This window comes from Caulobacter sp. P1_B12_2 (genome assembly GCF_056406675.1).
In genome coordinates, this window is record NZ_JBFTZS010000051.1 from 1 (window position 1) to 15,150 (window position 15,150).

At 68.9% G+C, this 15,150-nt stretch carries 13 protein-coding genes; 9 read left to right on the forward strand and 4 right to left on the reverse strand.

All coding sequences use genetic code 11. The features are described 5' to 3' along the window. The 9 genes from AC1DZ6_RS05265 to AC1DZ6_RS05305 form a co-directional block, all read left to right on the forward strand. On the forward strand, positions 1-1,017 hold a 1,017-nt coding region (locus AC1DZ6_RS05265; RefSeq protein WP_477096137.1), incomplete at its 5' end, for a glutathionylspermidine synthase family protein. A gap of 324 nt (positions 1,018-1,341) precedes the next feature. Then, complete coding sequence (gene kdpA / locus AC1DZ6_RS05270; protein WP_477096138.1) at positions 1,342-3,054, forward strand: potassium-transporting ATPase subunit KdpA; 1,713 nt, start codon at positions 1,342-1,344, stop codon at positions 3,052-3,054. A gap of 27 nt (positions 3,055-3,081) precedes the next feature. After that, the gene (gene kdpB / locus AC1DZ6_RS05275) at positions 3,082-5,166 is read left to right on the forward strand and encodes a potassium-transporting ATPase subunit KdpB (protein WP_477096139.1); all 2,085 of its coding nucleotides are present in this window, start codon (positions 3,082-3,084) and stop codon (positions 5,164-5,166) included. Positions 5,167-5,192: 26 nt separating this feature from the next. Beyond that, positions 5,193-5,765 carry a potassium-transporting ATPase subunit KdpC gene (gene kdpC / locus AC1DZ6_RS05280; RefSeq protein WP_477096140.1) on the forward strand — a complete coding sequence of 191 codons (573 nt, stop codon included), beginning with the start codon at positions 5,193-5,195 and terminating at the stop codon, positions 5,763-5,765. A gap of 4 nt (positions 5,766-5,769) precedes the next feature. Further along, positions 5,770-8,448, forward strand: a complete 2,679-nt coding sequence (locus AC1DZ6_RS05285; protein WP_477096141.1) for a DUF4118 domain-containing protein — start codon at positions 5,770-5,772, stop codon at positions 8,446-8,448. Between the two features lie 7 nt (positions 8,449-8,455). Beyond that, the gene (locus tag AC1DZ6_RS05290; RefSeq protein WP_477096142.1) at positions 8,456-9,148 is read left to right on the forward strand and encodes a response regulator; all 693 of its coding nucleotides are present in this window, start codon (positions 8,456-8,458) and stop codon (positions 9,146-9,148) included. A 95-nt stretch (positions 9,149-9,243) separates the two neighbouring features. Further along, on the forward strand, positions 9,244-9,765 hold the full coding sequence (locus AC1DZ6_RS05295; protein ID WP_477096143.1) for a flavin reductase family protein: 522 nt from the start codon (positions 9,244-9,246) through the stop codon (positions 9,763-9,765). Between the two features lie 95 nt (positions 9,766-9,860). Beyond that, on the forward strand, positions 9,861-11,357 hold the full coding sequence (locus AC1DZ6_RS05300) for a CoA-acylating methylmalonate-semialdehyde dehydrogenase (protein WP_477096144.1): 1,497 nt from the start codon (positions 9,861-9,863) through the stop codon (positions 11,355-11,357). 31 nt (positions 11,358-11,388) lie between these two features. Next, entirely contained in the window at positions 11,389-12,387 is a 999-nt protein-coding gene (locus tag AC1DZ6_RS05305; RefSeq protein WP_477096145.1) for a M15 family metallopeptidase, read from the forward strand. On the opposite strand, the gene AC1DZ6_RS05310 is transcribed toward AC1DZ6_RS05305, so the two are convergent. The 4 genes from AC1DZ6_RS05310 to AC1DZ6_RS05325 form a co-directional block, all read right to left on the reverse strand. After that, positions 12,362-13,099: a DUF72 domain-containing protein gene (locus AC1DZ6_RS05310; RefSeq protein WP_477096146.1), complete on the reverse strand. Its 738-nt coding sequence runs from the start codon at positions 13,097-13,099 to the stop codon at positions 12,362-12,364. The two genes, AC1DZ6_RS05305 and AC1DZ6_RS05310, sit on opposite strands and share 26 nt — an antisense overlap. A 64-nt stretch (positions 13,100-13,163) precedes the next feature. After that, positions 13,164-13,892, reverse strand: coding sequence for an endonuclease III domain-containing protein (locus tag AC1DZ6_RS05315; protein WP_477096147.1), 729 nt, complete (start codon positions 13,890-13,892; stop codon positions 13,164-13,166). Between the two features lie 74 nt (positions 13,893-13,966). Continuing rightward, positions 13,967-14,545, reverse strand: a complete 579-nt coding sequence (locus AC1DZ6_RS05320) for an NUDIX hydrolase (protein ID WP_477096148.1) — start codon at positions 14,543-14,545, stop codon at positions 13,967-13,969. Then, a partial coding sequence (locus AC1DZ6_RS05325) for an inorganic phosphate transporter (protein WP_477096149.1) occupies positions 14,542-15,150 on the reverse strand: 609 nt, incomplete at its 5' end. The genes AC1DZ6_RS05325 and AC1DZ6_RS05320, both read right to left, overlap by 4 nt.

Genomic DNA, 15,150 nt, shown 5'->3' on the forward strand with positions numbered 1-15,150 from the left:
GACCTGGAGCCGGCCGCGGCCGAGCTCCACGACCTGTGCCTGGACCTGGTCGACGAAGTGGCCGGCAGCCAGGAACTGTTGGAGCGGCTGGCGATCCCGGCCGAGCATCGCGACTTCATCGCCGCCTCCTGGCGCGCCAAGTCGCCGTCGCTCTACGGCCGCTTCGACTTCGGCTACGACGGCAAGGCCAAGCCCAAGCTCTACGAATACAACGCCGACACCCCGACCAGCGTCTTCGAGGCGGCCACCTTCCAGTGGCTGTGGCTCGAGGAACTCATCGCCAATGGCGCCTTCCCGGCCAATGCCGACCAGTTCAACAGCCTGTTCGAGGCCCTGCGCGACCGGTTCAAACTCCTTTTTCCGAAGGGTGGCTTCGTCCACTTCGCCAGCGACGAGGACGCGGTCGAGGACCGCCAGACCGTGCGCTTCCTGGARGACCTGGCCCTGCAGGCGGGCGTCGAGCCCAAGTTCGTGGCCATGGACAACATCGGCCTGAACGAAGAGGGCCAGTTCGTCGATCTGGAGGGCTTCGTCCTGCAGGCGGCGTTCAAGCTCTATCCGTGGGAGTTCATGCTGCGCGAGCCCTACGCCGCGCATCTGGAGACAGCCCAGGTCCGCTGGCTGGAGCCGCCGTGGAAGGCGATCCTGTCCAACAAGGGCATCCTGCCGCTGCTGTGGGAACGCCACCGCGGCCATCCCAATCTGCTGGAGGCCTATTTCGAGGGTGACCCGGCGGCTTCGGCCTTGGGTGACCGGTTCGTGCGCAAGCCGCTGTTCTCGCGGGAAGGGGCCAATGTCGAGATCGTCGGGGGCGATGAACCCGTCCTCGATCAGGGCTATGGCCAGGAGGGCGCGATCGTCCAGGCCTACCACCCGCCGCCCGAGTTCGACGGCAAGCGGCCGGTGGTCGGGGCGTGGATTGTCGGCGCCGAGCCGGCCGGCATCGGCATCCGCGAAGACGACAGCGTGGTGACCAAGAACCTGGCCCGCTTCGTGCCCCACGTGATCGACGGCTAGGATCGCGGCCGAAGGCGGGAAGTTCGCTTCTCGGCTTGGCCCGTCTTTACGCCGCCCTTACGCGCCGGCGATCTTCCCGCATGGCGAGCTTACGCGCCGCCGTGGTCTTCAAGCCGCCTATCCTGACGGAGGCGGCGAATGGCTGATCTGATTTTTCTGGCGCTGGGCGCGGGGCTGTTCGCGGCCTTCGCGGGCTTCACCTCGGCGTTGAGGCGCGTGTGACCATGCTGGTGAGCGTGCTGTGGGGAGCCGGGGCGATCGTCGTCGCGGCCTATATGGCCGCGGCTTTGCTGCGACCCGACAAGTTCTGACGGATCACATTCCATGAATTGGCAAGGATGGGCGGAAATCGCCCTGACCCTGGGCCTGGCGGTCGCGATCGCCTGGCCTCTGGGCGTTTACATGTCGCGGGTCTGGAACGGCGAGCGCACTTGGCTGGACCCGGTGCTGAAGCCCGTCGAGGCCCTGTTCTATTCGGCCGGCGGCGTCGACCCGCACAAGAGCCAGACCTGGCACGGCTATGCCGCCGCCCTGCTGGCCTTCAACGCCGTGGGCTTCGTGCTGGTCTATGCGGTGCTGCGCCTGCAGGGCGTGCTGCCGCTGAACCCGCAGGGCTTCGCGGGCGTCTCGCCGCATCTGGCTTTCAACACCGCCGCCAGCTTCGTGACCAACACCAACTGGCAGAGCTATGGCGGCGAGACGACGATGTCGACGCTCAGCCAGATGCTGGTGCTGACCGTCCAGAACTTCGTGTCGGCCGCCACCGGCGCCACCATCGCCGCCGCCCTGGCGCGGGCGTTCGTCGCCAATCGCGGCGAGGGCGTCGGCAATTTCTGGGCCGATCTGGTGCGCACCACGCTCTATGTGCTGCTGCCGCTCTGCATTGTGCTGTCGATCGTTCTCGTGGCCCTGGGCCTGCCCCAGACCCTGGCGGCCGGCGTCGATGCGACCACGCTGGAGGGCGCGCACCAGAAGATCGCCCTGTTCGCCAGCGCCAGCCAGGAAGCCATCAAGCAGCTGGGCATCAACGGCGGCGGGATCTTCAACGCCAATTCCGCCCACCCCTTYGAGAACCCCACCCCGCTGACCAACCTGATCACCGCGGTGTCGATCAACGTGCTGGGCTGGGCCGCCTTCTTCGCCTTCGGACGCTCGGCCATGGCCCGCAAGGACATTCGCGCCTTGGTGATGTCGGCGATGATCCTGCTCGGCGCGGGCGCGGCGGCGGTCTATGTCGCCGAGACCCAGGCCGCTCCCGCTCTGGTCGCGGCGCACGTCGAGGCTTCGGTCAACATGGAGGGCAAGGAGGTCCGCTTCGGCGCGCCGGCCACGGCCGCCTGGGTGGCCATGACCACGGGCGCTTCCAACGGCTCGGTCAACGGCATGCATTCCAGCCTGATGCCCTTGGGCGGCGGCGTGGCGATGTTCCTGATGCAGTTGGGCGAGATCCTGCCGGGCGGCATCGGCTCGGGGATCGCCATCATGGTCGTCATGGCCCTGCTGGCGGTGTTCGTCGCGGGACTGATGGTCGGCCGCACGCCGGAGTATCTGGGCAAGAAGATCGAGGCGCGCGAGATCCAGCTCTCCATGCTGGCGGTGCTGATCGCGCCGCTGTCCATGCTGGGCTTCTCGGCCATCGCCGCCGTCCTGCCCGAGGCGCTCAAGGGGCTGATGCACGCTGGGCCGCACGGCCTGTCGGAGATCCTCTATGGCTACGTCTCGGCCACGGCCAACAATGGCTCGGCGTTCGGCGGCCTGACGGCCAACGCGCCCTGGTGGAACACCACCCTGGGCGTGGCCATGATGCTGGGCCGCTTCGTGCCGATCGTCGCGGTGCTGGCGATCGCCGGCGCCCTGGCGGCCAAGCCCAAGCTGGCGCCGTCCGTCGGCACGCTGCCCACCCATGGCGGCCTGTTCATCGGCCTGCTGATCGGGGTGATCCTGATCCTGGGCGGCCTGCAATTCTTCCCCGCCTTGGCGCTGGGACCGATCGTCGAGCACTTCCAGGCGCTCGCCGCGGTCGCCGCCGTCCACTGACACAGCTGATCGCAAAGGCGATTTGACATGACCACCCTAGAACCCTCTCTCGGGGAGGGCCGGCGTCAGTCGGCCACCTTGGCCGGCGGCCTCTCGTTCGCCGTGTTGCTGCGCGCGACCAAGGACGCGTTCGTCAAGCTGGACCCGCGCCGACTGACCGGCAATCCCGTGATCTTCACCACCTGGATCGTGGCCTTGCTGTCGACCGTTTCGGCGGTCGCGGCCGTCGCCGGCCATCAGCCGGCCGGCTTCGCGATCCAGATCGCGGCCTGGCTTTGGGCCACGGTGCTGTTCGCCAATCTCGCCGAGAGCGTCGCCGAAGGGCGCGGCAAGGCGGCGGCYGACAGCCTGCGCGCCACCCGCGTCACCACCAAGGCCAAGCTGATCATCGACGAGAAGACCGGGACCATCATCCCGACACCCGCTCACAAGCTGAGCGTCGGCGAGATCATCCTGGTCGAGGCCGGTGACGTCATCCCGACCGACGGCGAGATCATAGAGGGCGTCGCCAGCGTCAACGAGGCGGCGATCACCGGGGAGAGCGCCCCAGTGATCCGCGAGAGCGGCGGCGACCGGTCCGCCGTCACGGGCGGCACCACGGTAGTCTCCGACTGGATCAAGGTGCGGGTCACCGCCGAGGCGGGCAACACCTTCCTGGACCGGATGATCGCCATGGTCGAGGGCGCGGACCGTCGCAAGACCCCCAACGAGATCGCCCTGGCGGTGCTGCTGGCCGGCCTGACCCTGATCTTCCTGATCGCCGTGGTCACCCTGCTGGGCCTGGGCAAGTTCTCGGGCGTGGCCCTGGACCCGCTGGTGCTGGGCGCGCTGTTCATCACCCTCATTCCCACGACGATCGGGGGCCTGCTCAGCGCGGTCGGCATCGCCGGCATGGACCGCCTGTTGAAGGTCAATGTGCTGGCCACCTCGGGCCGCGCGGTGGAAGCGGCCGGCGACGTCGACACCTTGCTGCTGGATAAGACCGGCACCATCACTTTCGGCAACCGCATGGCCACCGAGGTGATCGCGGCCCCCGGGGTGCGTCCGGAGGCCGCCTTGCTGGCCGCTGTCTGCGCTTCGCTGGCCGACGAGACGCCGGAGGGGCGCTCGATCGTTGAGCTGGGTCGCAACCAGGGTCTCGTCGTCGAGGTTCCCGCGGGCGCGACCTCGATCGCCTTCAGCGCCACGACCCGCCAGTCCGGCCTGGATGCGCCCAATCAGGAAGGGCGTGCGATGTCGTGGCGCAAGGGCGCGGTGGACGCCGTCTATCGCAGCCTGGCCCTGGATCCGAAGTTGATCCCCGCCGAGATGACCGCCGCCGTCGACCGCATCGCCCGTTCGGGCGGCACGCCGCTGGCGGTCAGCGAGAACGGCGTCCTGGTCGGCGTCATCCACCTCAAGGATGTGGTCAAGCCGAACGTCAAGGAGCGCTTCGCCGACCTGCGCCGCATGGGCCTGCGCACSGTGATGATCACCGGCGACAACCCGGTGACCGCCGCCGCCATCGCTTCGGAGGCCGGGGTCGACGACTTCCTGGCCGAGGCCACGCCAGAGGACAAGCTGCGGCTGATCCGCGAGGAACAGGGCAGGGGTCGGCTGGTGGCGATGTGCGGGGACGGCGCCAACGACGCGCCCGCCTTGGCCCAGGCCGACGTCGGCGTGGCCATGCAGACCGGCGCCCAGGCCGCCCGCGAAGCCGGCAACATGGTCGATCTCGACAGCGACCCGACCAAGGTCATCGAGATCGTCGAGGTCGGAAAGCAGATGCTGATCACGCGCGGYGCCCTGACCACCTTCTCGATCGCCAACGACGTGGCCAAGTACTTCGCCATCATTCCGGCCATGTTCGTGGTCGCCCTGCCGGCCTTGGGCGCGATGAACATCATGCGTCTGCATAGTCCGCAGAGCGCGATCCTGTCGGCGGTGATCTTCAACGCCCTGGTGATCGTCGCCCTGATCCCGCTGGCGCTGCGGGGCGTGAAGTACCGAGCGGTTGGGGCTGGAAAGCTCCTGTCGCGCAACCTGCTGATCTACGGCCTGGGCGGCCTGGTCGCGCCGTTTGTCGGCATCAAGCTGATCGACATGATCGTATCCAGCCTCGGCTTGGCCTAAGCTGCAACCTTCGGAGATTCAGAGTCATGCTCTCCCACCTTCGCCCCGCCTTGGCCTCCATGGGCCTGTTCACCGTCCTGCTGGGGCTGGCCTATCCGCTGGCCGTCACCGGCGTGGCCCAGGCGGCTTTCCCGCACCAAGCCAATGGCAGCCTGGTGCGCGACGCCAAGGGAACCGTCGTCGGCTCGGCCCTGATCGGCCAGCCCTTCGCCGCCCCGCGGTACCTGCATCCCCGGCCCTCGGCGGCCGGCGCCGGCTATGACGCCTCGGCCTCGAGCGGCTCCAACATGGGGCCGATGAACGAGGCCCTGGCCGAACGGGTCAAGGCCGACGCCGACGCCCTGCGGGCCGAAAGTCCCGGCGCTGTCATTCCCGCGGACGCCGTCACCACCTCGGGTTCCGGGCTGGATCCCGACATCTCGCCGGCCTACGCCCATCTGCAGGCTGCTCGCGTCGCCAAGGCGCGGGGCCTGACGATCGGCCAGGTCCAGGCGGTGATCGACACCCACACGCAGGGCCGCCTGCTGGGCTTCATCGGCCAGCCCCGCGTCAATGTGCTGGCGATCAACCGGGCGTTCGACGCCCGCGCGCCGGGCTAGACGCTTGGCGGCTGATCCCCCGAAACGTCCGGACCCCGAGGCGCTCCTGGCCGCCGCCAACAAGGCGGGCCGGGGGCGCCTGAAGGTGTTTCTGGGCATGGCCCCCGGCGTGGGCAAGACCTACGAGATGCTGCGCGCCGCCCGGCGTCGCAAGGCTCAAGGCCATGACGTCGTCGTCGGCCTGGTCGAGACCCACGGCCGTCGCGAGACCGAAAGCCTCCTGCGGGATATGGAGGTCATGCCGCGCAAGCCCATCGACCATCGCGAACGGGTGGTCATGGAGTTCGACCTGGACGCCGCCCTGGCCCGCAGGCCCAAGCTGCTGCTGGTCGATGAGTACGCCCACTCCAACGCCCCAGGCTCGCGCCACCCCAAGCGCTGGCAGGACGTCGAGGAAATCCTGGCGGCTGGGATCGACGTCTGGACGACCCTGAACGTCCAGCACCTGGAAAGCCTGGTCGATGTCGTCCAGCGCATCACGGGCGTGCGTCAACGCGAGACGGTGCCCGACAGCGCCCTGTCGCGAGCCGACGCCATCGAGGTCGTCGACATCACGCCCGATGAGCTGCGCGAGCGGATGGCGGCCGGCAAGGTCTATGTGCCCGAGACCGCGCGCCTGGCCTCGGACAACTTCTTCAAGGTCGAGAACCTCACCGCCCTGCGCGAACTGGCCCTGCGGCGCGCGGCCCAGACGGTGGACGATCAACTGGTCGCCACCATGCGCGAGAAGGGCGTCGAGGGACCGTGGGCGGCGGGCGAGCGGATCCTCGTCCTGGTCGGCGGCGACGCCATGGCTTCGGGCCTGGTGCGGACGGGCCGGCGCCTGTCGGACATGATGATGGATGCGCCGTGGACCGTCGCCCACGTCGATCGTCCCGATCGCCCGCCGCCCGGAACGGCCGCCGCGGCGCGGTCCAGCGAGGCCCTGAAACTGGCCGAGCAGTTGGGCGGGTCCACCGTGGTGCTCAGCGGCGCCGACGTGGTCGCCACGGTGATGGCCTATGCCCGCMGCAACAACGTCACCCAGATCGTCATCGGCAAGTCGGCCGACAGCCGCTGGCGTGAACTGCTGGGCAAGTCCCTGGCGGCGGCCCTGCTGCGCGAGGCTCGAGGCGCGGCGATCCACGTGGTCACCGAGGCGACGCACGAGGCGGTCGTCGAGCCGCCTTCGCCTCGGCGGGCGGCGGGCTGGACCTCGTACTTGATCGCCGCCGGCTGCGTGGCCGCCGCGACGGTGCTGGCCTGGGCGCTGGACGTCGCCTTCGACCGCGTSGACCTGGGCATGATCTTCCTGGCCGCCGTGCTGGCGGCCGGCGTGCTGCGGGGACTGCAGCCGGCCCTGGCGGCGGCGACCGTGGCCTTCTTCGTCTACAACTATCTGTTCCTGGAGCCGCGCCAGACCTTCGCCATCGGCTCGCCGACTGACTTCCTGACCCTGGTCGTCTTCTGGGCCGTCGCCCTGGCGGCGGGCGGCTTGGCGGGACGGGTGCGCGACCAGGGCCGCGACGCCCAGCGTCGGGCGTCGACCGTCTCGGCCCTGCTGGCCGCCAGCCGCACCTTCTCGGCCGCCGCCGGGCGCGAGGCGGCGGCGCGGGCCATCGCCGAACAGGCCGCCGCCGCCGCCGGCGCCAAGGCCGTCGTGCTGCTGCCGCGCGACGGAGAACTGGAACCCGCGGCCGGCGCGCCGACCCTGGAAACTCTGGACGCCGCCCCCATGGCCGCCGCGCGCTGGGCCTGGGAAAAGGGCGAGCCGGCGGGTTTCGGCACGGGCACGCTGCCTCAGGCCCGCTGGACCTTCTGGCCGCTCGACGGCGTGCGCTCGCGGGCCGGTGTCGCGGGGGTCGAGGCGGGCGCGATGATCCCGGGCTCCGACACCGAACGCCTGGTCCTGGCGCTACTGGAACAGGGGGCGGTGGCGCTCGAGCGCGCCGAGCTGGCCACCGAAGCCGTCGAAACCGAGACCCTGCGCCGCGCCGACCGCTTCCGCTCGGCCCTGCTCAACTCCATCAGTCATGACCTGCGCACGCCGCTGTCGACGGTCCTGGGCGCCTCCAGCACCCTGATCGACTACGGCAAGACCCTGAGCCCCGCCGTGCGAGAAGACCTGACCCTGAGCATTCGCGAGGAGGCCGAGCGCCTGAATCGCTATGTCGGCAACCTTCTCGACATGACGCGTCTGGAAGGCGGCGCGCTTCGGTTGCGGACCGACTGGACGGATGTGCGCGACGTGCTGGGCGCCGCCGCCGATCGCGTGGCCCGCCGGCTGGGCGACCGGGTGCTGGCGCGCGACTATCCGGCCGAGCTCAGTCTGGTGCGGGTCGATGGCGGGCTGCTCGAACAGGCGGTGGTCAACATCCTGGAGAACGCCATCGCCTACAGCCCGCAGAGCACCCGCATCGAAGTGGCCGCCTACGAGGATCGCGCCAACGTGGTCATCAGCATCGAGGACGAAGGTCGCGGCATTCCGACCGCCGAACTGGAGGGCGTCTTCGAGAAGTTCCGTCGCATGGAGGAGCCCTCGGATCGAAACCAGGGCGCGGGTCTGGGGCTGTCGATCTCCAAGGGCTTCATCGACGCCATGGGCGGCCGCATCGCCGCCGCTAGTCCGATCCACGACGGCAAGGGCACGCGCATCCTGATCAGCCTGCCCAAGGCGGTCGCCACACCGCATCATCTGCTATGACCTCGCCATGAGCATTTCGCGCCCGCGCATTCTCGTCATCGACGACGAGCCGCAGATCCATCGCTTCCTGGGACCGGCGCTGGACGCCGCCGGCTACGAGCCGCTGCGCGCCGACAGCGGCCAGGAGGGCCTGCGCGGCATTGCGCTGTGGTCGCCGGACGCCGTGGTCCTCGACCTTGGTCTGCCCGACATGGACGGCAAGGACGTGCTGATCCGGGCCCGCGACTTCTACGAAGGCCCGATCCTGATCCTGTCGGCCCGCGACCGCGAGGCCGAGAAGATCCAGGCGCTGGACAACGGCGCCAACGACTATCTTGAAAAGCCGTTCGGCGTCGGCGAACTCCTGGCCCGCGTGCGCGCCGCCCTGCGCCAGCGGGCCTCCGCCAAGGCGCCCCCCGGACCCATCCGCTCGGGCGAGGTCGAGATCGATCTGGACAAGCACCGTGTCACGCGGGCCGGCGAGGTCGTGAAGGTCTCTCCAAAGGAGTACGAATTGCTCGCCCGCCTGGCCGTCGGTCGCGGCAAGCTCTTGACCCACAAGGACTTGCTGGTGGCCGTCTGGGGCGCCGCCCACGCGGCCGACACCCAGTATCTTCGTGTGTTCATTGGCCAGTTGCGGCAGAAGCTCGAACTCGACCCGGCCCACCCGAAGATCATCGAGACCGAACCCGGCGTCGGCTATCGCTTCATCGCGGACTGATCCGCGTCCTCGCGCGGAATCCTGTGCGCTGGAGCGCCGGTGGGCCAGCCTCAAACCCTTGCCCAGAACGCCGCTTTGCCTCACAGCTTGAACACATGAGTCAGCCGGTCACGATCGAATTGGGCGAGGGCGGCGCGCACGACGCCCGGGCGCTGCGCCACGCCTTTGGATGTTTCACCACCGGGGTGACGGTGATCACCACGGTGTGCGAGGACGGCCGCCGCGTGGGGCTGACCGCCAATTCGTTCACCTCGGTGTCGCTGGATCCGCCCCTGGCCCTGGTCTGCGTCGACCTCAACTCGCGCAGCCTGCCGTTCCTGGACGCGGCCGAGCGGTTCACGGTCAATGTGCTGCACGCCGACCAGCAGCTGATGGCACGCCAGTTCGTGCAGAAGGACGGTGACCGGTTCGCGGGCATCGAGACCGAGACCTGGGGCACCGGCGTGCCGATCCTGCCCGACTGCATGGCCAATTTCGAATGCGTGACCCATCAGGTCTTCGACGCCGGCGACCACCGGGTCTATGTCGGACGGGTGGTGAAGCTGCGCTACGACCCGGACCACGAGCCGCTGGTGTATCTGCAGGGCCGGTTCCGCAAGGTGCACGTCGAGGAGTAGCCGCCCTATCACGAATTATGGCGGAGAGAATTTGCGCGATACGGCCCTGACGCCGGATGCTATTGACGCGCAAAACAAGATCTAGGGAGCGTATCATGCGGACCATCAGCCATTTCGTGAACGGACAAGCCCTCGAAGGGGCCTCCGGCCGCTTCGGCGATGTGTTCAATCCGAACACCGGCGAGATCCAGGCCCGCGTGGCTCTGGCCACCGACGCCGAGCTGGACGCCGCCGTCCAGGCCGCCGCCGCCGCCCAGATCGGCTGGGCCGCCACCAATCCCCAGCGCCGCGCCCGGGTGATGTTCGAGTTCAAGCGCTTGATCGAGCGCGACATGAACGCCCTGGCCGAGATCCTGTCGTCCGAGCACGGCAAGGTGATCGCCGACTCCAAGGGCGACATCCAGCGCGGCCTCGAAGTGATCGAGTTCGCCTGCGGCATCCCACACATCCTGAAGGGCGAATACACCGAGGGCGCCGGCCCCGGCATCGACGTCTATTCGATGCGCCAGCCGCTGGGCGTCTGCGCGGGCATCACCCCGTTCAACTTCCCGGCCATGATCCCGATGTGGATGTTCGGCATCAGCATCGCCGTGGGCAACACCTTCATCCTCAAGCCGTCGGAAAAGGACCCGACCGTGCCGGTCAAGCTGGCCGAACTAATGATGGAGGCGGGCGCTCCCGCCGGGGTGCTGAACGTGGTGCACGGCGACAAGAGCGCCGTCGACGCCATCCTGACCCATCCGCTGATCCGCGCGGTCAGCTTCGTCGGCTCGTCCGACATCGCCCACTACGTCTACCAGACCGGCACGGCGCACGGGAAACGCGTCCAGGCCATGGGCGGGGCCAAGAACCACGGCGTCGTCCTGCCCGACGCCGACCTCGATCAGGTGGTCAAGGACCTGTCGGGCGCGGCCTTCGGCTCGGCCGGCGAGCGCTGCATGGCCCTGCCGGTGGTCGTTCCGGTCGGCAAGAAGACCGCCGACGAGCTGCGCGAGCGGATGGTCGCCGAGATCGAGACCCTGAAGGTCGGCATCTCCACCGACACGGCCGCCCACTACGGCCCGGTGGTCAGCGCGGCGCATCGCGCCAAGATCTCCGACTACATCCAGATGGGCGTCGACGAGGGCGCGGAGCTGGTGGTCGACGGCCGCGACTTCGCCCTGCAAGGCTTCGAGAAGGGCTTCTTCATCGGCCCGTCGCTGTTCGACGGCGTCAAGCAGAGCATGAGGACCTACCAGGAAGAAATCTTCGGCCCGGTGCTGCAGATCGTTCGCGCCGAGACCTTCGAGGAGGCCCTGGCCCTGCCGTCCGAGCACCAGTACGGCAACGGGGTGGCGATCTTCACCCGCAACGGCCGGGCGGCGCGCGAGTTCGCGGCGCGGGTCAATGTCGGCATGGTCGGCATCAACGTGCCGATCCCGGTGCCGGTGGCCTATCACACCTTCGGCGRCTGGAAGCGCAGCGCGTTCGGCGACACCAACCAGCACGGCGTCGAGGGCGTGAAGTTCTACACCAAGGTCAAGACGATCACCGCGCGGTGGCCGGAGGGCGAGGTCGAGGACAGCGCCTTCGTCATCCCGACGATGAAGTAGGATTGGCCCAGGAAATAGGGGAGTGGGGGCGATGCGGGTTATGGTTCGGGCCTTCTCCTTCGTCGCCTCCTTGCTGATCGGATTGGTCCTGAGCACGACAGCCTTCGCCAAACCCGCCTCGGTCTTTGCCCTGGACGCCGCCGAGATGGCGGCCGTCGGTCAGTACGGCGAGCGCGCCGCGCCCCTGACGCTGTTCGAACGGGCCGGGGTGCTGCGCCTCGACGGCCAGGGCCGCAAGGACGCCAAGCTGACGCCGCTGGGCCGCAATCGCTACGGTGTCGAGGGCGGCGGTGAGCTGGTGCTGGAGCCCGCCGCCGTGCGCCTGAACGGCGCCCGCCTGCCGCGCCACGACTTCGGGGCCGAGGTCGAGGCCGGCATCCGCGCCGCGGTCCGCGCCGATCCGGCCGCCCTGCGCGCCCGGGCCCTGGCCGCCAAGCCGCCGGTCGAGAGCGACCAGCATCGCCCCGCCGATCTGGTGGACCTATCGGCCCTGGACCCGACGATCCGCCTCGACATCCGCTACGCCGGCGCCGACAACTTCATGGGCCTGGCGCTGTACGAGCGCCCGGCGGCCTATATGCAGCGGCCCGCCGCCCAGGCTTTGGCGCGAGCCGCCAAGGCGCTGAAGGCCCAAGGCTACGGCCTGCTGATCCACGACGCCTATCGGCCGTGGTTCGTGACCTGGATGTTCTGGGAGGCGACGCCGCCCGAGGACCACATGTTTGTCGCCGATCCCGCCCAGGGCTCGCGCCACAATCGCGGCTGCGCCGTTGACCTGACCCTTTACGACCTCAAGACCGGCAAGCCCGTCCAGATGCCCAGCCGCTACGACGAGATGTCGGGCCGGTCCTATGCCGACTTCATCGGCGGCACGACCCAGCAGCGGGCGATGCGGTCGATCCTGCGCGCGGCCATGGTCGCCGAGGGTTTCGAGATCTATCCCGAGGAGTGGTGGCACTTCGACTACAAGGACTGGCGCAGCTATGGCGTTGGAACGAAGACGTTCAGCGCGCTGGCCCAGGCGAAGTAAGCGCCATCAGCTTCAGGGCGTCGGTGGTCGCCGCCCCGAACTGGGTGTTGTCGAAGATGCACCAGCTCTGCACCGCTTGGGTGTCGTCGATGGTCTGTTCGGCCAAGGGCTCCAGCCGCCCGTCGTCATAGGATGTCTTGTACATCGCCGGCGAGCCGTGCAGGCGGCGATAGGTCACGTCGCTCCAGCCGCCGGGCTCGGCGGCGGCCGGGACCACGGCGGGATCGGCGGCGACCCGCGCGACCTCGAAGCCTTGCAGCAGGGCGTCGGCGGGCGCGTCGAACCAGGTCGCATGGCGTRGCTCCAGCACCGTCGCGGCCGTTGTCGCCTTGCGCCAGGCGGCGAGGAAGCGCTCCGCGATCCCGGCGTCGAACTTCAGGCTCGGCGGCAGCTGGACCAGCAAGGGGCCAAGCTTGGCGCCCAGCGCCCCGCACTCATCGAGGAACTGGGCCAGCGGCTCGCCGCAATCGACCAGCCGACGCTCGTGGGTGATTGTCTTGGGGACCTTCACCGCGAACTGGAAGCCCGCCGGCGTCGAGGCCGCCCAGCGTTCGTAGGTCTTGGGTTGATGAGGCCGATAGAAGGACGAGTTGATCTCGACGGCGTTGAACACGGCGGCGTAGCGTTCGAGGCCCGTGCCCTCGGCGGGGAAGCCTTCGAGCGTTCGGGGAAAGCTCCAGCCGGCCGTGCCGATGCGGATGTCGTGAGGCATGCGGACGGAGCGTGCGAGTTGGGCGGTGGTTCACTGGAAAACCCTTTCCCTCTGGGAGAGGGTCTTAAGCCCTAGGCCGCCACGCCAGGATGTCCGCGCTCCGCTCCACTCCCATCCGGGGGCAGGTCCCCTTCAGCGCACAAGCCCCGCACCGGGGCGCGTGGTGCACGCACAGCAGCTGCCCCAAACCCTTCATCAGCCAGTGCAACTCGTACAGGTCCTCGGCCGTCCAGCTGTCGGGGACCATGTCCATCAGGGCGCGGTAGGCGTGGGCGGTGTCATAGCTGGCGGGGATCAGGCCCAGCCGGCTGGCGACGCGGTGGACGTGGGTGTCGACGACCAGGGCCCGCATGTTCAGCGGGCTGAAGTTCAGCACGGAGGCGGCGACCTTCACCCCGACGCCGGGCAGGCCCTGCAGCCACCAGCGGGCGCTGTCCAGCTCCAGTTCGGCCAGATGGTCCAGCGACAGCTTCCAGCCGCTGCGCACCTGGATCAGGCGCAGGGCGTGGGGCAGGTGGCGGGCCTTGTCCTCGGGATAGGTCACCTCGGCGATCAGCGCCTGGACCTCGGCGTCGGGCGTCTCGGCCAGCTCTTCCCAGGTGGCGAAGCGCTCCTTCAGGCGGTGGTAGACGGCCCACGAGGTCGCGTCCTTGGTCCGGCCGCTGATCGACGACTTGATCAGTTGCGACACCGGATCCAGCCGCTTGGTCGGCCGCTGCGGCCCGAAGGTCTTGATCAGCCCGTCGCGCATGGCTTCGAGCGGCGAGGTCGACAGATCGAGGGACAGCTGCATGGCGATTCTCGTTCGGAACGTAACGAGAACATAGTGAATGCGGACCGACTTGTCGAGTTATCCCCAGCTTCTCCTCAGGGCCAGCGGCGGCGGCGGCCCCAAAGCACCGTGATCCGCCGGCGCAGCCGCGTCAGGGCCACGCGCATCGGCGTCGGGGCCGGCGCCGGAGCCGGAGCGGGGCGCTCCTCGGCGGGCAGTTCGATGTTGGCGAAGCGGGCGATCAGGTCGCGCAACTCCGGCTCCTGCACCGCCAGCGCCGCCTCGAGCGGCGACATCCATTGCAGCGTGCGCTGACCCTTCTCCGGCCAGGTCGCGTGCTCGCCAGTGACTTCCAACGCATAGACGTCGACCGTCACCGGTCGCGCGGCGCCGCTCTTGAGGCGCTTGAGATAGGGGTATTCGCCGATGGGCTTTTCCACGATGCGGCCGTCCAGGCCGGCTTCTTCGTAGGCTTCCTGCACGGCGGCCTGGTGATCGAGCTTGCCCTTCATCGGCCAGCCCTTGGGAATCACCCAGCGGCGGGTCTCTCGGGACGAGACCAGCAGGATCCGCAGGCCGGCGACGGAATCGGCGCGCCAGGGCAGGGCGGCGACCTGACGGCGCCGTGTTGCTGACTTGCGTCCCCCCTGCTTGCCGTCCGCCGAGTCGCTCACTTCATCCAGAATCCGAGATAGTAGAACGCCGCCGCGACCAGGCCGGCCGCGGGCAGGGTGACGATCCAGGCGGTCACGATGCTCTTGGCCACGCCCCAACGGACGGCCGAAACCCGGCGCGATGCGCCGACGCCGACAATAGCGCCCGTGATCGTGTGAGTCGTCGAGACCGGAACGCCGATATGCGTCGCCAGAAACAAAGTAATCGCTCCGCCGGTCTCCGCGCAGAAGCCCTGCATCGGAGTCAGGCGGGTGATCTTGCTGCCCATGGTGTGGACGATGCGCCAACCACCGAAGAGCGTGCCGAGCGCCATGGCGGTCTGGCACGACAGGACGACCCACAGCGGGATCGTGCCTGGGGCGTGGGTGGCGCCGTGCGCGAACAGCAGGGCGGCGATGATGCCCATGGTCTTTTGCGCGTCGTTGCCGCCGTGGCCCAGCGAGTACATGGCCGCCGACACGAACTGCAGCTTGCGGAAGATGCGGTCGGCGAAGAACGGCGAGCTCTTCAGGAACGTCCAAGAGACGATCAGCACCAGCAGCAGGGCCAGGATGAAGCCCATCAGCGGCGACACCACGATGCCGGCCGCGGTCTTGCCCAGGCC